17 protein-coding genes are annotated in these 21,600 nt (G+C 41.8%); all 17 read right to left on the bottom strand.

Annotated elements, in window-relative coordinates; translation table 11 throughout:
- Nucleotides 1-240: 240 nt before the first annotated feature.
- Nucleotides 241-1,236: a biotin synthase BioB gene (bioB, locus tag NST12_RS06895; protein ID WP_270582988.1), complete on the bottom strand. Its 996-nt coding sequence runs from the start codon at nt 1,234-1,236 to the stop codon at nt 241-243.
- A gap of 14 nt (nt 1,237-1,250) precedes the next feature.
- Nucleotides 1,251-1,844, bottom strand: coding sequence for a biotin transporter BioY (locus tag NST12_RS06890; RefSeq protein WP_371836612.1), 594 nt, complete (start codon nt 1,842-1,844; stop codon nt 1,251-1,253).
- 485 nt (nt 1,845-2,329) lie between these two features.
- The gene (locus tag NST12_RS06885) at nt 2,330-3,568 is read right to left on the bottom strand and encodes a M16 family metallopeptidase (RefSeq protein WP_048623195.1); all 1,239 of its coding nucleotides are present in this window, start codon (nt 3,566-3,568) and stop codon (nt 2,330-2,332) included.
- A gap of 31 nt (nt 3,569-3,599) precedes the next feature.
- Nucleotides 3,600-4,580, bottom strand: a complete 981-nt coding sequence (locus tag NST12_RS06880; RefSeq protein WP_270582990.1) for a polysaccharide deacetylase family protein — start codon at nt 4,578-4,580, stop codon at nt 3,600-3,602.
- Nucleotides 4,581-4,739: 159 nt separating this feature from the next.
- Entirely contained in the window at nt 4,740-6,857 is a 2,118-nt protein-coding gene (gene pnp / locus NST12_RS06875; protein WP_328201376.1) for a polyribonucleotide nucleotidyltransferase, read from the bottom strand.
- Nucleotides 6,858-7,182: 325 nt separating this feature from the next.
- Nucleotides 7,183-7,452 (bottom strand): 30S ribosomal protein S15, encoded by a 270-nt coding sequence (gene rpsO / locus NST12_RS06870; RefSeq protein ID WP_003354630.1) that lies wholly within the window; start codon nt 7,450-7,452, stop codon nt 7,183-7,185.
- 125 nt (nt 7,453-7,577) lie between these two features.
- Nucleotides 7,578-8,528, bottom strand: coding sequence for a bifunctional riboflavin kinase/FAD synthetase (gene ribF / locus NST12_RS06865; protein WP_341100703.1), 951 nt, complete (start codon nt 8,526-8,528; stop codon nt 7,578-7,580).
- 110 nt (nt 8,529-8,638) lie between these two features.
- On the bottom strand, nt 8,639-9,547 hold the full coding sequence (gene truB / locus NST12_RS06860) for a tRNA pseudouridine(55) synthase TruB (RefSeq protein WP_048623193.1): 909 nt from the start codon (nt 9,545-9,547) through the stop codon (nt 8,639-8,641).
- A gap of 219 nt (nt 9,548-9,766) precedes the next feature.
- Entirely contained in the window at nt 9,767-10,126 is a 360-nt protein-coding gene (gene rbfA, locus NST12_RS06855) for a 30S ribosome-binding factor RbfA (RefSeq protein ID WP_048623192.1), read from the bottom strand.
- A 17-nt stretch (nt 10,127-10,143) separates the two neighbouring features.
- Complete coding sequence (locus NST12_RS06850) at nt 10,144-10,425, bottom strand: DUF503 domain-containing protein (protein ID WP_003354626.1); 282 nt, start codon at nt 10,423-10,425, stop codon at nt 10,144-10,146.
- Nucleotides 10,425-12,650 (bottom strand): translation initiation factor IF-2, encoded by a 2,226-nt coding sequence (gene infB, locus NST12_RS06845; RefSeq protein WP_327797849.1) that lies wholly within the window; start codon nt 12,648-12,650, stop codon nt 10,425-10,427. The genes NST12_RS06850 and infB overlap by 1 nt, the downstream gene beginning before the upstream one ends.
- 4 nt (nt 12,651-12,654) lie before the next feature.
- The gene (locus tag NST12_RS06840; protein ID WP_048623190.1) at nt 12,655-12,972 is read right to left on the bottom strand and encodes a YlxQ family RNA-binding protein; all 318 of its coding nucleotides are present in this window, start codon (nt 12,970-12,972) and stop codon (nt 12,655-12,657) included.
- The gene (gene rnpM / locus NST12_RS06835; RefSeq protein ID WP_003354622.1) at nt 12,973-13,248 is read right to left on the bottom strand and encodes an RNase P modulator RnpM; all 276 of its coding nucleotides are present in this window, start codon (nt 13,246-13,248) and stop codon (nt 12,973-12,975) included.
- 12 nt (nt 13,249-13,260) lie between these two features.
- Complete coding sequence (gene nusA / locus NST12_RS06830; RefSeq protein ID WP_048623189.1) at nt 13,261-14,454, bottom strand: transcription termination factor NusA; 1,194 nt, start codon at nt 14,452-14,454, stop codon at nt 13,261-13,263.
- 124 nt (nt 14,455-14,578) lie between these two features.
- Nucleotides 14,579-15,049: a ribosome maturation factor RimP gene (rimP, locus tag NST12_RS06825; RefSeq protein WP_341100700.1), complete on the bottom strand. Its 471-nt coding sequence runs from the start codon at nt 15,047-15,049 to the stop codon at nt 14,579-14,581.
- A gap of 161 nt (nt 15,050-15,210) precedes the next feature.
- A complete protein-coding gene (locus NST12_RS06820; protein WP_341100699.1) occupies nt 15,211-19,542 on the bottom strand; it encodes a PolC-type DNA polymerase III in 4,332 nt (1,443 codons plus the stop codon).
- Between the two features lie 182 nt (nt 19,543-19,724).
- On the bottom strand, nt 19,725-21,431 hold the full coding sequence (locus tag NST12_RS06815) for a proline--tRNA ligase (RefSeq protein ID WP_048623187.1): 1,707 nt from the start codon (nt 21,429-21,431) through the stop codon (nt 19,725-19,727).
- Nucleotides 21,432-21,600: the final 169 nt, after the last annotated feature.

Here is a 21,600-nt window from a genome sequence, read left to right as displayed (position 1 = left end):
AAATGATTGAAATGAAAAAAAGTCCTTATTTTATCAACGCCTTAAACTTTTTATCACGATAGGATGTCCACACCGCACCCGTTCATGATTGTGCGGTCTCATCCTTTTATTGTCACTGTCCTAACCATCCTGAGCAAGACAAACCATCTTCCATGAACAAAACACAAAAAATCGCCGCTTCATGGAAGCGGCGGCCTGTACGACGGCTGAATAAGCCTTTATTGTTGATTCCATTTTCAGCTAAATCACTTGTTCTTTTTCTTGAACAAACTCAATTTCAAAACCTAAATCGGCAATCATTTGATGGTCTGCGGTTGTTTCCTGGCCTTCCGTTGTCAAATAGTCTCCGATAAAAATCGAATTGGCCGGATAGAGTCCAAATGGCTGCAAACTGCGCAAGTTCACTTCTCTTCCGCCGGCGATGCGAATTTCCTTTGACGGATTGATATAACGGAATAAACATAGAACTTTTAAACAATAGAGCGGGTTCAACTCCCTTACTCCTTCGAGCGGCGTTCCCTCTATCGGATTTAAAAAGTTTACCGGTATCGAGTCTGCATCTAAAATATGCAAACTGCGGGCCATATGGATGACATCTTCTTTCGTTTCCTTCATTCCGACTATGACACCCGAACAAGGGGAAATTCCGCTTTCTTTCACGGTTTCAATGGTTTCTACGCGATCCTCGTACGTATGCGTTGTCGTGATGTTTTCATAGTGGCGCTCCGATGTATTGATATTATGGTTGTAACGGTCTACCCCCGCTTCTTTCAACCGCTTGGCTTGTTCCGGCTTCAATATCCCCAAGCAAGCACATATTTTCATTTGATATCGCTCTTTAATTTCTTCCACGGCGGCAGCAATGTGTTCCACTTCTTTATTGCTAGGTCCTCTTCCGCTCGCCACGATGCAGAATGTTCCGGCATTTAATTGCCGCGCCCTTTCTGCTCCTTTTAAAATCGTTTCTTTATCCATCATCCGATATTTTTCAATCGGTGCTGTGGATATGACGGATTGAGAGCAGTAGCTGCAGTTTTCTGGACAGAGTCCTGATTTTGTATTTAAAATCATATTTAATTTTACCTTGTTGCCGTAATAGTGGTGCCGTATCCGATAGGCTCCCTGAAGCAGTTCAAGCAATTCTGCATCGGGGCAATTCAAAATATTCATCGCTTCCAAATCGCTTATTTCATAACCGTTTAAAACGCTTTCAGCCAGTTCGATCCATCTAGACATTTTTTCCCTTCTTTCTATACATTTTGATTACGCAATTTGCTTTTGGAAAGTACAGTACGTTCTAACCGATAAGCAAGAAATCCGGCAAAAACAGATAAAAGGATATCTTTCGGAAGCGGGACTAACATCGTCAGCCAAGCGGCTTTATAAGAAAAAGCCGGCGGGGCATCTGCCCACAATTTCATCGCCATATACATCCAGTTCGTTCCGAAAAGATAATTGGCTGCCATACCGGCTAATGAGGCTATTACGTAGGCAGTCTGCGTTTTCTTTTTTTCGATTATCCATCCTGTTATGTACGCAGCCAAAATAAAAGACAATATAAACCCAAATGTCGGGCTAAAAATCGTTTCGAAACCTCCTTTAAATTGGGCAAAAACCGGTACACCGATTATTCCGATAAGGGCATAAACAGTCATGGAGATAGCCCCTAGCCGTTTGCCGAGAACCGCACCAGCCAGAACGGCAAAGACTGTCTGCAACGTAATGGGCACCCCGTTAATGACCATAAAAGGTGCAAAAGAAGTAATATTTGCCCCGATCATCATCAATGCAGCAAACAACGCCATCATCGTCAAATCAATCGCCTTTATATTTCTTGGTTTCAACACCCTCTCCCCTTTCTGTCTCTACCAAATAGCATAATCTTTCCATTTTTGATTGTCAACCTATCAAATAAATAGTTGACATAAAAAACAGGATATTTCTTTGAATTTAACCTATTTGTTCCTTTCAAAAAAATTTTAGCTTGCAATCCATATGTTTTATTGATCTAATTTGGATGAACATGGGCAGCCTTTTTTCGTCTAAAACTCACTCATACTTTGCACAAGATCAAAAGGTGAACCACTCATTTCTAGCCAAACAAAAACCCCTTATAGCAGATTTTATCTACTATAAGGGGATCAGATTCCTTTTTTATGCATCAAAAAATCCGTTCAATGTGAAAATCCAAAAATCTTTTTTAAAAATTAAAGATCCAGTGCATCAACTTTTTCATTAAAATAAACGTAGAGAACTGGTTCTGTGTGGCTACAGCTCTTCTTTTTAATCAGCGTCTTCCACCCGCGGCCAACCGCTGGAATGGAGATGATTATATAAGGGATGACGGCAGTTTCCCATCAGGGCTGATCAACGAAAGGGCATATGGTTTCGAAAAAAGTTCTTGCGCCATTTCATTGACGGACTGAATATTCACTTGATCGATTAATTGAATCATTTCATCCAAAGTGCGATGTCTTTTCAGCAATAATTCGTTTTTGCCGTTTCGGCTCATACGACTGTTTGTGCTTTCCAGCCCTAGCATTAAATTGCCCTTTAGTTGTTCTTTACTGTTATGTAGCTCTTTCTCCGTGATACCCTGTTGCTTTAAGTGTTCCAGCGTTTGAAAAATCGTTTCAGAAAGTTGATCCAGCTGATCGGCCCCTGTACCGCCGTAGATGGCGATCATCCCGTTGTCACGGTAGGATGAATGATACGAAAAGACGGAATAAGCAAGCCCTCTTTGCTCTCTGACTTCTTGGAACAGTCTTGAAGACATGCTGCCGCCCAGCACATTGTTTAAAATGATGAGATTATAACTATCTTCATGCCCAACTTCCAATCCTTTGAAACCGATACATAAATGGGCTTGTTCGGTGTCTTTTGTTTTTGAAATCCGGTCAGCATGGAATGTGGGTTGAATGGATCCCCGATCACGTTTTCCACCTTCATAAGAGCCAAATCGTTTTTCCACTTCTTTTATAAACGTTTCATCGACGTTTCCTGCGATAGAGATCACAACACGATCCGGAGTATACATTTGATGCATATATTCTTTTAATTTTTGGCTAGTAAAGCTCTCCAAAGTCTCTTCCGTTCCAAGGATAGGATATCCTAAAGGATGCCGTCCGTATGCTGCTTTGCTTAACAAGTCGTGTACAAGATCGTCAGGAGTGTCTTCATACATTTTAATTTCTTCTAAAACGACATTTTTTTCTTTTTTTAATTCCTCTTCCTCAAATGTGGAATGGAAAAACATATCGGCTAACAGTTCTAATGCATATGAGGCATGATTATCAAGAACTTTTGCATAATAGCACGTGTATTCTTTCGATGTGAACGCATTGACTTGTCCGCCTATGCTATCAAAACTCTCAGCAATTTCCTTTGCATTCTTGGATTCTGTCCCTTTAAAAAACATATGCTCTAAAAAGTGGGAAATACCATTGTTTTCAGGGGATTCATCCCTCGAACCGGTTCCTACCCATATTCCGATGGCAACGGAGCGGACCGTAGGAATAGTTTCTAATACGATTCTTACTCCATTCTGACAAGTATAAGTTTTGATCAAATTGCATCCTCCTATCTTGCTGCTTCCATTATTAGTCATTTTTCTCATCTTCTATTGGAAAAATGCGTTCTTCGTTTAATAACTGCGACACCGTGTTGATCTTCAAATTCTTTTTTTGAATTTTTGTGATTAATCGTTCCAAAGAAGCTGCGGTGCTTTTTGTCGGATGCATGAGAACAATCGACCCCGGTCCGACATTGGAAATGACCCTATTCACCAATTCATCTGGGGCAGGATTTCTCCAATCAATGGTATCAACCGTCCACATGATTGTTTCCATCCCTAGACTGTCCGCAATTTTGACAACTTCATCGCGATAGCTTCCGCTTGGAGGCGCAAAGAGCGAAACGTTTTTTCCTGTCGTCGCCTCTATCACTTGATTCGTTTTGATCATCTCTTCCCTGATTCGGTCGGACGAGAGGGTTTTCATGTCAGGATGTGTGAAGGAATGATTCCCCACTTCATGTCCACCGTCCACAATCATTTTGGCTAAATCCGGATTTTTCTTTACCCATCGCCCCTCCAGAAAAAAAGTGGCATGAATATGATGCTTTTTTAAGACAGAAAGGATTTTGGGCAAATACTCATTTCCCCACGCCACGTTCACCGCAAAACTAACCATCGGCTTATTGGGATGACCGCGGTATATGGGAGCGGGAGGAAGATTATGTAAATGAACTTGGGGTTTCGTTTGATGAAAAACAAGTTTATCCTCATTAAACTTTCCGTCTTTTTTCATTCTTTCGTAAGAACGTTTCACATCCACTTTTATCCCATTATAACCGGGGATTTTCTTCCAAACCCGATCAATCACGGCATCTTGAGCTTTTCGGGAATATTTATGATCAGCTGCTTTAATTTGGTTATACAAAGATGTCTCAACTTTGGCATCTGCAGAAAGCGATTCTGTTTTCAAAGAAGATAAATATTGGGTCGTCATCGGGTTATCCACAATGAAAAAGGATAGCATACACAAAAACAGAATGCCAAAGATTCGTCTTAACTTAGCCACGGTTTTCCCTCCCCCTACACTACCATATGAAAAAAGGGGGACAGTTAGAACAGCGTTTCTTGAAAGCGTTCATGCAACAAAAAAGCCAGGGAACCCCTGACCTCTTTACTCATTATTTATAACATAGGATGAAAATCCGTTTCAATGGCTGGATGAAAATTATGCTTGTTCATTTTTTTTCTTTTGATCTCTTAACACCGCTTTTCGCGATAAATTGATCCGACCATGTTCATCAATATTGATGACTTTCACTAGTATTTGGTCTCCTATCGACACGACATCTTCTACTTTTCGAATTCTTTCTTCCGCCAATTCAGAAATGTGGACTAAGCCGTCTTTTCCGTTGAAAATTTCCACGAAAGCACCGAATTTTTCAATCCGTTTAACAGTCCCAAGATAGATTTGCCCTGGTTCAACTTCTCGAACGATATCTTCAATGATCTTTTTGGCTTTATTATTCATTTCTTCATCTACTGAAGAAATAAAGATCGTTCCATCTTGTTCAATATCGATTTTAACTCCTGTTTCTTCGATGATTTTATTGATTTGTTTTCCGCTTGGTCCGATGACATCGCGGATTTTATCCGGATTAATGGTCATCGACAAAATTTTAGGAGCATACATCGATAAATGGGTGCGTGGTTTTGAAATGGTGCTCATCATATGTTCAAGGATTTTCAATCTTCCCCGTCTAGCTTGTTGGAGTGCTTCTTCCAAGATTTCACGATTTAGTCCTTTTATTTTAATATCCATTTGCAGAGCGGTAACGCCTTTTTCTGTACCGGCAACTTTAAAGTCCATATCGCCAAGATGATCTTCCATTCCTTGAATGTCTGTTAAGACCGTATAATGTTCTCCGGATTTCACTAATCCCATTGCAATTCCCGCAACCGGCGCTTTAATGGGCACACCGGCGTCCATCATCGCCAGCGTACTAGCACAAATACTAGCCTGAGATGTCGATCCGTTTGATTCCAAAACTTCAGAAACAAGACGAATGGTATAAGGGAATTCTTTCTCATTCGGAACAACAGGTTCCAGAGCTCTTTCTCCCAATGCACCATGCCCAATTTCCCGGCGTCCCGGTCCTCTCATTGGTCCAGTTTCCCCTACACTAAAAGGAGGAAAATTATAATGATGCATAAAACGTTTCGATTCTTCAATTCCGAGACCGTCCAAGATTTGAACATCACCAAGCGCTCCTAATGTACATACGCTTAAAGCCTGTGTTTGTCCACGAGTAAACAATGCGGAACCATGTGTACGCGGCAATAAGCCAACAGCAGAAGAAAGCGGACGAATTTCATCGATTTTTCGTCCGTCCGGGCGAATTTTTTCGACTGTAATCAAACGACGGACTTCTTCTTTCACGATTTTATCCAGTATTTCTTTTACTTGTTTAATCGTTTCTTCCTCAATATCTTCTTTCTCTTCAAATTCCGCAACTACTCGGTTTTTTATCTCTTGGATGGCGTCATCCCTGGCATGCTTTTCTTTTACTTGGATGGCAGCCAACATTTCTTGTTCGCACATGGAACGAACTTGTTTTTCCAATTCAGGATCAATTTCATACAGCTGAACTTCCATTTTTTCTTTGCCAACTAATTTGACGATTTCTTCTTGGAAAGCGATCAACCGTTTGATTTCTTCATGACCGAACATTATCGCTTCCAACATGGTTTCTTCTGGTACTTCATTCGCTCCAGCTTCCACCATATTAATGGCATCTTTTGTACCGGCAACGGTTAAATGAATATCGCTTTTTTCCATTTGTTCCACAGTCGGGTTAATGACAAATTCACCGTCAACGCGCCCGACAATGACCCCGGCAATCGGTCCTTCAAAAGGAATATCCGAAATGCTGAGCGCAAGTGATGAACCAAGCATCGCTGCCATTTCCGATGAACAGTTTTGGTCAACGCTCATCACCATACTTACGACTTGAACTTCATTTCGAAATCCTTCCGCAAATAACGGACGGATCGGGCGGTCTATTAAACGACTTGCAAGAATGGCTTTTTCGCTGGGCCGGCCTTCCCTTTTAATAAATCCGCCTGGGATTTTACCAACCGCATACAATCTTTCTTCATAATTGACGGTAAGCGGAAAAAAGTCTACTGACTTTGGTTCTTTTGAAGCGGTTGCCGTACTTAAAACTACCGTATCACCATAATACACGAGCGCAGCGCCGTTCGCTTGTTTGGCAACCTGTCCAATTTCCACCGTCAGTTTGCGTCCAGCCCAATCTATAGAAAATGTTTGTTTCTCTTGCTCCATAAATGAACTCCTCTCTATTCAATCACATAGTTCCTAATGACGCACTCTTGCCTTCAAGAATATCATTGCTTTCAGGAAAAGTATAGACAAAAAATAATCTCCATGCTTTTCCATCGAGCCATGAAACACGAAACGGACAAACCTAAGGGTGTCGTAAATGGAAAACCCATTAGAACAAAACTCTGTATTATGTATTTTTACCGAATTTAACATCTGTCATCCTGGAACATACAGGCTCAGTGCGGTCGACTTGCTTATATCACGCACTAAAAGCCACTTATTTTTCTGCTAACAAAAAAGCGGGAAAAATCCCGCTTTTTGCTGATTATCGGCGCAAACCAAGTTTTTGAATCAATTCACGGTAACGTTGCACGTCTTTTTTGCGTAGGTACGTCAATAAGTTGCGGCGTTTCCCTACCATTTTCATAAGACCGCGACGTGAATGGTGGTCTTTTTTATGAACACGTAAATGATCATTCAATACATTGATTTGTTCAGTCAGGACAGCGATTTGAACTTCTGGAGAACCAGTGTCATTCTCGTGTGTTTTGAATTGATTGATGATCTCGTTTTTGCGTTCTTGTGATAAAGCCATCCTTTTCACCTCCATTTTCTTTTCGATCCCCAATTACTGAGCAAGCGCCGGAGCAACGTCATGCCAAGTAATGGTTCTTTTTCATACGATAATTAGAATACTATGTTTTCAAACAAAAAGCAAGTCTATTCGGCTTCATTTTGAAAATATTTGATGGCCGATTGTTTATCTTTTTCAATTTGAGCGACCAATTCTTGAACGCCGTTGAATTTGCGTTCTTGTCGAATGTGCTTGTACCATTCTACTGTCACTTCTTCGCCATAGATGGAGTGGTCAAATTCAAACAAATGAACCTCAATCGACATGAAACGTTCATCCGGTTGTTTAAAAGTAGGTCTATACCCAATATTGCATACACCATTCACCCATTTGTCTTTCACTTTCATTTTCACCGCATATACTCCCGTTTTCGGCAGATAATAGTCGTCAGCACATTCCACATTAGCTGTCGGGAATCCAATTTCTCTACCCCGTTGGTCACCGTGGACCACCGTCCCGGTAATTCGATAAGGCCGCCCTAAAAGACGATTGGCTTCTTCGATTTGCCCTTCCGTTAGTAAGCGGCGAATTTTAGTGGAGCTGACTTTTTCTCCGTCGTAAGCAAGCTTATCCACTTTCGTGATCGTAAATAAACCACGAGAATGCTCTGGAAGCGTGTCCATCGTTCCATTTCCGCACCGGCCGTATGTAAAATCATAGCCTGCCACAACATGTTGGACATTTAAACCAATAATATATTGATCTATAAATTGCTGCGGCTCCAAGCGGGCAAAATCAGAAGTAAATCGAATGACAAACAAGTGATCGATACCTAACTGTTCTATCATTCGAATCTTTTCCTCAAGGGGAGTGATATACCGAATCTTTTCATGTTTTTTCCCCAACACGACGGAAGGATGGGGATCAAACGTCATCACTGCGCTTTTCCAGTTTCGCTCGTTCGCAATGTTTTTTGCTGTCTCAATGACTCGCTGGTGCCCCGCATGCACCCCGTCAAAAAATCCTAATGCCATTGCCATCGGGGGCAGTTCCTCTTTTTGGATGGAGTGCGGGTGATTCAACATCGTTATTTTCATTATCCTCACCTATCCCTCTTTCTTCCGCATTTCTCTTCGCGGAATTGAACAGACGCGAAACAGTCTGTCCAGCCCTTGCCGACAATAGAGTCTGACATCTGTCAGTTATCTCATTCAGTCAAAACTTTCACTGGTTTTATGTATAGCTGTTTCGTAGGATGTGTTTGATAGATGGCCATCAGACGATTTTTGTAAAAAACCGCCACTTTTCCGTCATTTTCCGGCCAATCAATAGGTTTTTCCAATATTGCTCCGTTTTTTACTTTCTCCGCTACTTTATCACTAATATTCCATTTCGGCAAATGGGACACACCTTGTTCCAATGGAAAAAGGATTGTTTCCAGCTGATTTTTTTCAGCCAGCTTGGATAAATCTGAAAGCGTGACACAATCTGTTTTGGAAAAACCACCCGACGCTGTTCTCGTTAATTTGGACATATAGGCAGGATATCCAAGCTCTTGACCAATCATGACAGCAAGAGTACGAATGTATGTTCCTTTGCTGCAAACGACTCTAAATGGAATGGAGACAAATTCTCCAGAGAACCATTCACGGTCATCCAATAACTCCAGTTCATAAATGGTGACCGTTCTTTTAGGTCTTTCCACTTCCAACCCTTGTCTTGCATATTCGTATAGTCGCTTTCCATTCACTTTCACTGCCGAAAACATGGGCGGCGTTTGTTCAATGGTACCCGTCAACCGCTCGAACACATCCAAAATTTCTTTCCGAGAAAAGGTTTTATCTACCGTTTTTACTTCTACGGTTTCTCCGTCGGCGTCCTCCGTTGTCGTGGAAAGTCCGATCGTTACCTCTCCTTCATATGTCTTTCCTGCATTCGTCATGTATTCGGCGATTTTAGTCGCTTTGCCTATACAGATAGGTAAAACACCAGACACATTCGGATCCAGCGTACCTGTATGGCCGACTCGTTTTGTTTTAAACAATTTTCGGATTTGAAAAACGCAGTCATGCGATGTCATTCCTCGTTCTTTCCAAAGTGCTACAATACCGTCCATCGATTCACATCCTTTTTTCTGTCACTAGACGGTTTCATTATCATTATGAAAATGATTTTTTACGAAAAGCTCTATATAGAAAAAGGGCTGATTACAGACCAATACAATAGAAATATCGATTTCCTTCGTTTGAATGGTCATTACATAACATGAACCTTTTTTAAGATCGTACAGAACCCTTAAAGAAAAAGGATAGACTTGTGGGTCTATCCCCTTCCTTTAATTCTCCTGATTGGATTCATTGCTGCTGATTTCTTTCAGCAGCGTTTCAATGCGATTGCCATAATCAATGGATTCATCAAATTCAAAAAGAAGATCGGGCGTTTTCCGCAGGCGAATTCGTTGGCCAATTTCAGAACGAATGAATCCTTTCGCTTTGGCAAGAGCTTTTAATGTATCCTTTTTTTGTTTTTCATCGCCTAACACGGAAATATATACTTTTGCCTGCTGCAAGTCGCCTGTCAATTGCACATCCGTCACAGTGACAAAACCAATACGCGGATCTTTAATTTTTCTGCCGATGATATCCGACAGCTCTTTTTTCATTTGTTCTCCGACTCGGTTTGCACGAAGGTTCACATTTATCACCTCTATCTCTATAACCATTCATAAGATGCGCTTAACCTTTCCCACTCAGGAAATGAATCCAAATAACGGAGGGCATTCTCCAATTGGCGTTCACAAGCTTGTCGTGACGATGCTACCGTCACAACCGCAATTCTTGTTCGTTGCCAGACATCTTGATGGTCGATTTCAGCCACGGAAACATTCATTTTTTGCTTCAAACGTGTTAACACACGCTGAAGTACAGCCCGTTTTTCTTTTAATGACCGGGCATCCTGGATGAAAAATTCAACTTCCAGGCTGCCGATCGTCATTAACGTTCCACTTCTTTCATGACAAATGCCTCAATGACATCTCCTTCTTTAATGTCATTAAAGTTTTTAATGGTAATTCCGCATTCATATCCTTGATGGACTTCTTTTACATCGTCTTTAAAACGTTTCAAAGTATCAATCTCGCCTTCAAAGATGACGATGCCGTCACGAATGAGCCGAACTCCGCTATCACGGGTAATTTTTCCTTCCGTTACATAAGAACCGGCAATGGTACCAATTTTAGAAACTTTAAACGTTTGTCGAACCTCTGCTTGACCAATAATTTTTTCTTCATATTCCGGATCAAGCATTCCTTTCATTGCGGATTCAATTTCTTCAATCGCTTTGTAAATAATACGGTGCAGACGGATATCGACTTTTTCCGTCTCAGCCGCACGTTTAGCATTTACATCCGGACGAACATTAAAACCTATAACGATGGCATTGGAAGCACTTGCTAAAATAATATCTGATTCCGTAATCGCTCCAACACCCGTATGAATAATTTTTACATTTACGCCCTCTACATCAATTTTTTGTAAAGCAGCAGCCAGTGCCTCAACCGATCCTTGCACGTCGGCTTTTAAAATGATATTTAACTCTTTCATTTCCCCTTGTTTCATATGTTCAAACAAATTGTCGAGGCTGATCTTCGCTTTTTCGCTTCGTTGTGCCGCCAGTGCTTGTTGAGCCCTTGCCTCGCCAATTTGACGGGCTTTTTTCTCATCTTCAAATACAACAAAACGGTCACCAGCCTGAGGAACGTCGTTTAAACCAGTAATTTCTACCGGAGTAGACGGTCCAGCCGTTTTGACACGACGCCCTAGATCGTTTACCATCGCACGAACCCGACCGTAAGTATTTCCTACTACAATCGGATCTCCCACATGAAGAGTACCGTTTTGAACAAGCAATGTGGCTACAGGGCCACGGCCTTTATCTAGCTGCGCTTCAATCACCGTTCCGAGCGCCAGTCGATTCGGATTCGCTTTTAACTCCTCTACTTCGCTGACCAACAGGATCATTTCCAATAAATTATCGATGCCTTCTCCGGTTAAGGCCGAAATTGGAACAAAGATCGTATCGCCGCCCCAATCCTCAGGAACCAATCCGTATTCCGTCAATTCTTGCATGACACGATCCGGATTGGCAGATGGTTTATCAATCTTATTGACCGCTACAATGATCGGTACATTAGCCGCTTTCGCATGGTTGATGGCTTCAACCGTTTGCGGCATTACCCCGTCATCGGCAGCGACAACCAGCACAGTGATGTCCGTCACTTGTGCCCCACGTGCCCGCATCGTTGTAAAAGCAGCATGGCCCGGCGTATCCAAAAACGTGATTTTCTTTCCGTTCACTTCAACTTGGTAAGCACCAATATGTTGGGTAATTCCTCCTGCTTCTCCTTCCGTCACTTTTGTATGACGGATCGAATCCAGCAATGTCGTTTTCCCGTGGTCAACATGCCCCATAATCGTCACAACAGATGGCCGCTCTACTAAATCTTCCGGTTGATCTTCCGTAAAGTACACTTCCAGATCGGTTTCATCAATTTGGACTTCTTCTTCTACTGCCACACCGTATTCGTCCGCAATCAACTCAATGGCATCTTTATCCAATTCTTGGTTGATCGTGGCCATAATTCCTAGCATAAATAATTTTTTAATGATTTCGGACGGCTCAACATGCAATTTTTTGGCAAATTCAGCAACTGTCATAGATCCTGAGAATGTTATTTTTTCAGGAAGTTCTCTTTTCTTGGCAGAAGGCTGTTGGGCATTGGATGGTTGATGCGCTTTCTTTCCTTTTTGATTTTTATGCTTGTTGTTTTTTGGCTTGTTTCCTTTACGGTCGAAGGAAGCAGTTTCTTTCGGACGGTGATCATGATGATCATGTTTTTTGCCTTCTCCGCCTTTTGATCCCGATCTTGGCTGTGATTTCACACGATTTTCTTTTGCGTTTTCCTCATTCGACTGCTTGAACTGAGGAGAAGCTTTCGATTGCGGCTTGTTTGACCTTTCCGGATTCTTCTCATGGCGATGGCCATGTTCTTTTTCTTTGTGTAATTGATCGAACGCTTTGTCCAGTTTTTGAATGGTTTCATCATTGATGGTCGTCATATGGTTGGAAACATCAATATCTAATTCCTGAAGCTTAGAAATCACCTCTTTGCTAGACACATGCTTGGTCTTGGCATACTCATATATTCTCATTTTACTCATATGTTCACCCCCGTATAGTTTCGTCGAGCAGAAAATGCAGCTTTTTCGCAAAGCCTTCGTCCAGCACAGCCACCACGACTCTTTCCTTTTTTCCGATCGATTGTCCCAACAAATACCGGTTGGAAACTTCTTTTACAGGAACTTGGTAATAAAGGCATTTATCTTTTATTTTTTTTATGGTGTTTTCCGAGGCGTCTTTCGACAAAAGGACGAGCTTTGCTCGACCCGTTCGAATTTCTTTCACTGCCAATTCTTCTCCGGAAATAATTTTCCCCGCTCTATTGGCCAATCCAAGAAGTGAAACCCACTTTTCCTGTTTCACTTACTTTTTCTCCTTTTCGATATACTCGATTAGTTCTGAGTATAAAGAATCGTCGATCTGAACATTTAAATGTCTGGAAAGCGCATTGGTTTTTTTGGCCAGAAGGACCGCTTCTTTATCTTTTGACAAATAGGCTCCTCTTCCGGATTTTTTGCCGGTTGGATCAATCGAAACCGTTCCTTCTTTCGAACGGACGATGCGAATCATTTCTTTTTTAGGTTTCATTTCACCCGTTGCAACACATTTACGCAATGGTATTTTTTTCTGAACAGCCATGATTCTCCACCCCTATTCGATTTTTTCAGATGAAAAATCAGTTGCTTCTGTACCCGTTTCTTGTGAATTCTCCACTTCCTCAAGCTGTATCATTTCTTCTGTCGTTTCAGATTCATCACTCTCGTTTATTTCTTCTTCCAAGTTTGCGGCAGCCGGAGGATAGATTCCAAGTTTTCTCGCTTCCGATTCACTTTTAATATCAATTTTCCATCCGGTTAGTTTAGCCGCAAGCCGTGCATTTTGACCTCTTTTGCCAATGGCCAGCGAAAGTTGATAATCCGGAACAACGACAGTCGTCGCTTTTCCTTCCTCATTCACCTGAACATCCAACACTTTGGAAGGGCTTAACGCATTGGCCACGAACACTACAGGATCGTCGGACCATTTGACAATATCGATTTTTTCTCCTTTTAGTTCGTTTACAACCGCCTGAACACGGGCGCCTTTAGGACCGACGCAAGCACCGACAGGATCGACATCCGGATTTTCCGCATACACCGAAATTTTTGAACGATCTCCCGCTTCACGAGCGACCGACTTAATTTCAACGGTGCCATCAAAAATTTCAGGAACTTCAATTTCAAATAGTCTTTTCAGCAAGCCAGGATGAGTACGCGATACATAGATTTGCGGTCCTTTTGTCGTTTTTTCTACTTTCGTAATATAGACTTTAATGCGATCATGCGGCTTGTACGTTTCATTCGGCATTTGCTCGTTTTGCGGAAGGAGCGCTTCAATCTTCCCTAGACTGACATAGATAAAACGAGAATCTTGCCGCTGCACAATCCCCGTCATGATATCTTCTTCACGGTCAATAAACTCGGAATAAATAATTCCTCTTTCCGCTTCCCGAACTCTCTGCGTCACTACTTGCTTCGCGGTTTGTGCCGCAATTCTTCCAAAGTTTTTCGGTGTAACTTCCAATTCTACAATATCGCCGATTTCATAGGACGGGTTTATTTTTTTAGCCTCGTCCAGAGAAATTTCCAAACGAGAATCAAATACTTCTTCCACCACTTCTTTTCTGGCAAAAACTCTCATCGTTCCCGTTTCTACATTTAAGTCGACACGAACGTTTTGGGCTTGGTTAAAGTTCCGTTTATAAGCCGAAACAAGCGCGGCTTCAATGGCATCGACAATCACTTCTCTTGAAATCCCTTTTTCTTTTTCCAAAATAACAAGAGCATCTAAAAACTCTGTGCTCATTGTCGGTTCATCCCCCTTCAAGATCACAATTAAGCTCTATCATTATATGATAACGTTCATTCGAAAGCGGATCCCTTTCCACGGATTGTGAACAGACTGACTCGCTTTGAATAGAATCCTTTCATTAAAAGAAGGAAACGGCTAAACGGGCTTTGGCCACTTTTTGGAACGGAATGATGACTTCTTTTTTCCGTGTTTTCACGCGGATTTCTAACACCAATTCATCATCACGAAACGATATCATTTTCCCTTCAAATTCTTTTTCGCCATCAATAGGTTCAAAAGTTTTAACATGAACGTGCTTTCCAACGGCTTTTTCGAAATCGCTCTTTTTTTTCAGCGGCCTCTCCGCTCCGGGCGATGAAACCTCCAAAAAATAATTATGGGAAATTGGATCCAATTCGTCTAATTTTTCGCTTAAACGTTCGCTGACCGTTCCGCACTCTTCGATGTCCACGCCTTCCACTTTATCAATATAGACGCGAAGAAACCAATTTTTTCCTTCTTTTACATATTCGACATCGACTAAGTCGAGTTTCATATCGTCCAGTATGGGTTGGACTAGCCGCTCTACTAATTCTGTAATTTTACTCATAGAAACCTCCTGGCCGAAAAAAAATTTACCAAGAATGAAAAATAGGATAACAAACACGAAAGAGTGGGGACACCCCACTCTTTCAAAAGAGAGTTATTGTTAGTATTTCCACTAAAAATATACCATAACCATTAAAATTATGCAATAGTGCGGAATAATGGCTAAAACAAGGACAATTGATTTTGTTCAGGAAGAGCATCCAGGCAGCCATGTTGATCCAAATATTCCATGATCGTTTTCGACACTTTTCCTCTTTGCTGCAAGTCCTCTTTTGATAAAAACTCGCCTTCAGATCGTGCTTTCACAATATTTAAGGCCGCGCTTGTTCCAAGACCCGAGATGGCATTAAACGGCGGAATGAGCGCATCGCCATCGATGATAAATTCAGAAGCGCTCGACCGTTCGAGATCAACCATTTTAAATTTGTAGCCTCTTTCACACATTTCAAGCGCCATTTCTAAAACCGTCAACAAGCTTTTCTCTTTTGGCGAGGCATCCAAACCTTTGGCATTGATTTCTTCGATTCGAGCACGGATAGCCTGAGAGCCGCGTACCATCGCATCAAGATCGAAGTCCTCCGCTCTTACCGTAAAATAGGCGGCATAGAATAATAGCGGATGATGAACCTTAAAATAAGCAATTCTGACAGCCATTAAAACGTAAGCGGTCGCGTGGGCTTTAGGGAACATATATTTTATTTTTTTGCAAGAATTGATATACCATTCCGGTACATCATGATTCCTCATTTCCGCTTCCATCTCTTCCGTCAACCCTTTACCTTTGCGGACGGATTCCATGATTTTAAAAGCAAAACTTGGCTCTAAGCCTTGATAAATCAAATAAACCATGATGTCGTCACGACAACCGATCACGTCACTTAATTCGCACGTGCCATTTTGAATTAATTCTTCTGCATTTCCAAGCCATACATCCGTTCCGTGAGACAATCCGGAAATTTGCACAAGCTCCGAAAAAGTGGAAGGCTTTGTGTCTTCCAGCATTTGCCGAACAAATCGAGTACCGAACTCAGGAATGCCAAGCGTTCCTGTTTTACACATGATTTGCTCTTCTGTAACTCCCAACGGTTCAGGGCTTTGAAAAATTTTCATCACTTCCGGATCATCGGTCGGAATCGTCTTCGGATCAATTCCGCTCAAATCTTGAAGCATCCGGATAACGGTCGGATCATCGTGGCCGAGAATATCCATTTTCAGCACATTATCATGGATTGAGTGGAAATCAAAATGGGTCGTTCTCCATTCAGAAGACTGATCGTCAGCCGGATATTGGATCGGCGAAAAATCGTAAATATCCATATAATCCGGAACAATGATAATCCCTCCCGGATGTTGTCCCGTTGTCCTTTTTACACCTGTACATCCTTGAGCAAGGCGGTCTATTTCGGCCCCTCTCAATTGCAAATTGTGATCTTGGGCATATCCCTTCACATAGCCGTATGCCGTTTTATCAGCCACAGTGCCGATTGTTCCAGCTCGATACACATTATCTTCACCGAAAAGCACTTTTGTATAATTGTGGGCTCTAGGTTGATAATCTCCGGAAAAATTCAAATCGATATCCGGTACTTTGTCGCCTTTGAATCCCAAGAAAGTTTCAAAAGGAATATCATGTCCATCTTTTTTATATTTGGCTCCGCACTTAGGACAATTTTTGTCAGGCAAATCAAATCCTGATCCGACAGATCCATCGTTAAAAAACTCTGAGTGTTTGCAGTTTGGACAGACATAGTGCGGCGGAAGAGGATTCACTTCTGTAATTTCTGTCATCGTGGCGACAAAGGATGATCCTACAGATCCCCGCGACCCGACAAGATAGCCGTCGTCCAGCGATTTTTTTACGAGTTTATGGGAAATTAAATAAATAACGGCAAATCCGTGTCCGATAATACTTTGCAATTCTTTTTCCAAACGAGCTTCCACTATTTCCGGAAGTGGATCGCCGTATATTTGTTTTGCCCGATCATAGCTCATTCGCCGAATTTCTTCTTCTGCTCCCTCGATTTTCGGTGTGTACAGTTCATCTTTAATCGGCTTCACTTCTTCAATCAAATCAGCAATTTTATTGGTGTTTTCCACTACGATTTCTTTCGCTTTTTCTTCCCCTAAAAAGGAAAATTCTTCAAGCATTTCATCCGTCGTCCGAAAATGAACTTCAGGCAACTGATAACGATTCAGTGGATTAGCGCCGCTTTGTGACCGTACCAGTATTTCGCGATATATTTTATCGGTCGGATTCAAATAATGCACATTCCCGGTTGCTACTACAGGGATATGCAATTTTTCTCCGAGTTTCACGATATTGGCGATAATTTCCTCTAAGTCTTGTTCGTTCTTGATCAATCCTTGTTCAAGAAGCGGAGCATATACGGGTTTTGGATGAACTTCCAAATAATCATAAAATCGGGCCATCTCCTCTACTTCTTCAGGAGCTTTTTGCATCATTCCCACAAATACTTCGCCTTTATCGCAGCCGGATCCGACAATGATGCCTTCTCGGTATTGTTGCAGCTTTGAGCGCGGAATCCGCGGAACCCGGTAGTAATAGTCGATATGGGCGATCGACACCAGTTTGAATAAGTTTTTTAATCCTTTTTGATTTTGCGCGAGCAGCGTGCAATGGAACGGACGGCTCCGCTTATAGGCCTCTCCTTCCCCCATATGCTCATTAAACTGGTGATGGTATTCAATTCCTTTTTCTTTGGCGTCCTTCAGCATTTTCAACAACAAATAACCGGTTGCTTCCGCGTCATAGATCGCTCTGTGATGCTGCGTCAATTCTACATCAAATCGTTTTGCCAACGTATTTAACCGGTGATTTTTCAACTCCGGATAGAGAAATCTGGCAAGTTCCAGAGTATCGATAACCGGATTTTTTGCTCGTTCCAGCCCAATTTTTTGGAAACCGACATTTAAAAATCCCATGTCAAATGTAGCATTGTGGGCTACTAAAATCGAATCTCCTGCCCATTCAAAAAATTCTTTTAGAACGACCTCATCATCCGGTGCATTTTCCAGCATTTCATCCGTAATTCCCGTCAATTCGATCGTTTCCGCTGATAACGGGTGATGCGGATTGGCAAACCGTTCAAATCGATCAATAATTTCCCCATCACGAATTTTTACGGCAGCCAGTTCAATTATGGTGTCGTATACAGCTGAGAGTCCCGTCGTTTCCACGTCAAAGACAACAAATGTATCATCGGCAAGCAGGCGGTTTGCGTCGTTGTACGCGATGGGAACACCGTCATCCACTAAGTTTGCTTCCAATCCGTACAGCACTTTGATGCCATGCTTTTTGCTGGCGCTGTATGCTTCCGGAAAAGCCTGTACGACGGCATGGTCTGTGACCGCAATCGCTTTATGACCCCATTTTTTTGCCTGAGCAATTAGGTCGGAAACACTGGTGACAGCGTCCATCTGACTCATTGGAGTATGAAGATGAAGTTCCACTCTCTTTTCATTTTCAGGAGCTTTGTCTTCCCGCACTACCGCTTTCACTTCATTAATATCATTGGCGATCATCACAAGGTCGCGGACAAACGTATCGTTTTGTACAGAACCGCGAACCCTGAGCCACATCCCTTTTTTCACCTTGTTTAACAGAGCAGCATCTTCTTTATCTCTTGAAAACATTTTGACTAAGATCGAACTAGTGTAGTCGGTGATTTTAAAAGTAAGAAGTGTTCTGCCGCTTCTTAACTCTTTTGTTTCCGCATCAAACACATAACCTTCGATCGTAACTCGACGTTCCTCATCTACGATATCTTCCAGCTTCCGGAAATCAGCATCATCTTTTATGGCATATCCGATCATTAGCGGACCATCATCTTCTGCACTTCCATTGGCCTCTTCATTCTTACGTTCTTCTCGTTTCCGCATTTCCGCAATGGCTTGCTTCGCTCTCTCTTCATCTTCTTTTTGTTTTTCCTGCAAAAATTGCGCATATTCTTGCATGTCTTGCTGCTGACTGATCTCGACATCCACCTGCAAAAGGGGGAATCCATAGTTTTGATAGTTTGCTTGAATGAAAGAACCATATTTTCTTTTGATCGTCAAAGCTTCCATTTCGCCGGGGGCTTGAATCAACAGTTTGTTTCCTTGGAGAACCGGTTCCTGGGTTTCAAGAATTTTTCTCACCGGCGGAGAAATTCCATCCAAATTTCGAATACAATCTTGCCAGTAACCTCTTATCAAATCTTCTGTGAACGAAGGATCGAGCACTTTTGCAGAAAAGGTGACATCCGCGATTTCCCGAAAAGCAATGGATAGCTGCTGCTGCAGTTGTCTCCAAATGGCCGCCGGGATGATTCGCTCAAACGTAAAATGAAAATGCCACTTTTTTTCTTTCCGCAATACGGTTAATTTATCGATTTCAGCGTTGCAAAAATAGGTTTCAAGCTCTTGGTTTTTCAAATTCAACTGCTCAAGAAGCAGCTGAAACCGTTGCTTTTTCCCTTCGGCCTTTTCATTCATTTGTGACCTCTCCCAATTCGTTTAAATTTCTTCATACTACTATCATCTTAAAAAAAGACCACTAGTCTTTCAATAGAAGGAAACTTTCCTTTCTATAAATCCCCCAATTCATTCCATTCAAAAGAGAAAAAGGCGCCTTTCAGGCACCTTATAGGCATCGACCGACTTGTCCAAAAGATTTTTTACAAGCGCTCAAAAATAGATGCAAGTTGAGAAACAATGTCAGATGCAGGGACTTCAAACGTTTCTTGTGTTTTACGCACTTTTACTTCGACAATGCCTTCAGAAGCTTTTTTTCCGACGGTTACACGAACAGGAAGTCCGATTAAATCAGCATCGGCGAATTTCACACCGGCACGTTCCGGACGATCATCAAACAACACTTCGTACCGCTCTTTTTGAAGCGATTGATAAAGTTGTTCCGCCAGTTCTCTTTGAACTTCATCTTTTGTATTGACCGCAATTAAATGTACATCGAACGGAGCAATTTGTTTAGGCCAAATAAAACCTTTTTCATCATTAAATTGTTCTGCCACAGCTGAAACCGTTCTGGAAACTCCTATTCCATAGCATCCCATAATCATCGGTTGAGATTTTCCGTTTTCATCTAAATAGTAAGCCCCCATCGCTTCGCTATATCGCGTGCCAAGCTTAAACACGTGGCCGACTTCAATTCCTTTCGCAAATCGAATCGTTCCTTTTCCATCCGGAGAAGGGTCGCCTTCTTGAATAAAACGTAAATCTGTATAGGCTGTCACTTGAAAATCTCTTTCTGGATTCACATTGACAAAATGCCATCCATCTTCATTCGCGCCGCAAACTCCGTTGACAATAGCTTGGACTGCATGATCGGCAATCACTTGAATACCTTCTTTTACTTCTACAGGTCCGAGTGAACCAATAGGACAGCCTAAAACGGATTTCACTTCTTCGGGACTAGCCAATTCCACTACACTTGCCTGAAAATAATTTTTTACCTTGACGTCATTTACTTCGTGGTCTCCACGTACAAGCACAAGTACGTACTTATCATCCACTTTGAAAAGAAGCGTTTTAATGCAGCGTGTTTCTTCTACGTTTAATAACTTTGAAACTTCTTCAATCGTTTTGGCATTTGGTGTGGAAACTTTCTGCCTTTCTTTTAACGGTTCATCCGGTTTTTCGTATGTAGACACTACCGGCGCCATTTCTATGTTTGCTGCATAATCAGACGAGTCGGAGTAAGCAATGGTGTCTTCACCGATTTCAGAGAGCACCATAAATTCGTGCGTATCTTTTCCACCCATGGCCCCAGAATCGGCAATAACAGCACGAAAGTTCAATCCTAATCTCCTGAAAATATTAGAATAAGCTTGAAAAATACGATCATAGACTTCGTCTAAACTTTGTGTATTAGAATGAAAAGAATAAGCGTCTTTCATGATAAATTCCCTGCCGCGAAGCAGTCCAAAACGAGGACGCTTTTCATCACGAAATTTTGTTTGAATTTGATAAACGATGAGCGGCAAGCGTTTATATGATTTGATTTCATCACGAACAATGCTCGTAACGACTTCTTCATGAGTCGGTCCTAGTGCGAATTCGCGGTCATGTCGATCTTTTAAACGCATAAGCTCCGGGCCGTATGTATACCATCTTCCGGATTCTTGCCATAATTCAGCTTGTTGCAAGCTGGGCATCAACATTTCGACTGCTCCGGCTGCATCCATTTCTTGACGTACAATTTCTTCTACTTTCTTTAAAACTCTCTTCCCTAAAGGCAAAAAAGTATAAATTCCACTTGCTGTTTGGCGGATAAATCCCGCTCTAAGTAAAAGCTGATGGCTTTTTGTTTCCGCATCAGCAGGAATTTCTCTCATAGTTGGTATAAGCGTTTGACTTTGTCTCATCTTTAGCACCCCATCATTTCTAATACTTCTATCTTGTTTCAAATATCGCTGCTTCGCAGGGAGTCTCCTCATCAGGCAACAAACGATCAATCATTTTTTCATACATACATCCATGATTTTTCTATTGGTCGTGAATAAACTTTCAAACTTATCTTTCGTTTCATCGCCT

This window comes from Bacillus sp. FSL W8-1127, assembly GCF_038006725.1.
Lineage (GTDB): Bacteria > Bacillota > Bacilli > Bacillales > DSM-4216 > Bacillus_O > Bacillus_O smithii.
Note: the sequence above shows the minus strand (reverse complement) of the source record. Positions and strands in the feature narration are given on the sequence as shown.

Bases quoted from the DNA above. Each gene is read 5' to 3' on its own strand.
- rpsO (WP_003354630.1), bottom strand. From the start codon at position 7,452: ATGGCTTTATCACAAGAACGCAAAAACGAGATCATCAATCAATTCAAA.
- NST12_RS06820 (WP_341100699.1), bottom strand. From the start codon at position 19,542: ATGAATGAAAAGGCCGAAGGGAAAAAGCAACGGTTTCAGCTGCTTCTT.
- ribF (WP_341100703.1), bottom strand. From the start codon at position 8,528: ATGAAAATAACGATGTTGAATCACCCGCACTCCATCCAAAAAGAGGAA.
- rnpM (WP_003354622.1), bottom strand. From the start codon at position 13,248: ATGGCTGTTCAGAAAAAAATACCATTGCGTAAATGTGTTGCAACGGGT.
- truB (WP_048623193.1), bottom strand. From the start codon at position 9,547: ATGGACGGTATTGTAGCACTTTGGAAAGAACGAGGAATGACATCGCAT.
- bioB (WP_270582988.1), bottom strand. From the start codon at position 1,236: ATGTCTAGATGGATCGAACTGGCTGAAAGCGTTTTAAACGGTTATGAA.
- NST12_RS06850 (WP_003354626.1), bottom strand. From the start codon at position 10,425: ATGACGATCGGCAGCCTGGAAGTTGAATTTTTCATCCAGGATGCCCGG.
- NST12_RS06815 (WP_048623187.1), bottom strand. From the start codon at position 21,431: ATGAGACAAAGTCAAACGCTTATACCAACTATGAGAGAAATTCCTGCT.
- infB (WP_327797849.1), bottom strand. From the start codon at position 12,650: ATGAGTAAAATGAGAATATATGAGTATGCCAAGACCAAGCATGTGTCT.
- rimP (WP_341100700.1), bottom strand. From the start codon at position 15,049: ATGAGTAAAATTACAGAATTAGTAGAGCGGCTAGTCCAACCCATACTG.
- pnp (WP_328201376.1), bottom strand. From the start codon at position 6,857: ATGGAGCAAGAGAAACAAACATTTTCTATAGATTGGGCTGGACGCAAA.
- nusA (WP_048623189.1), bottom strand. From the start codon at position 14,454: ATGAGCACAGAGTTTTTAGATGCTCTTGTTATTTTGGAAAAAGAAAAA.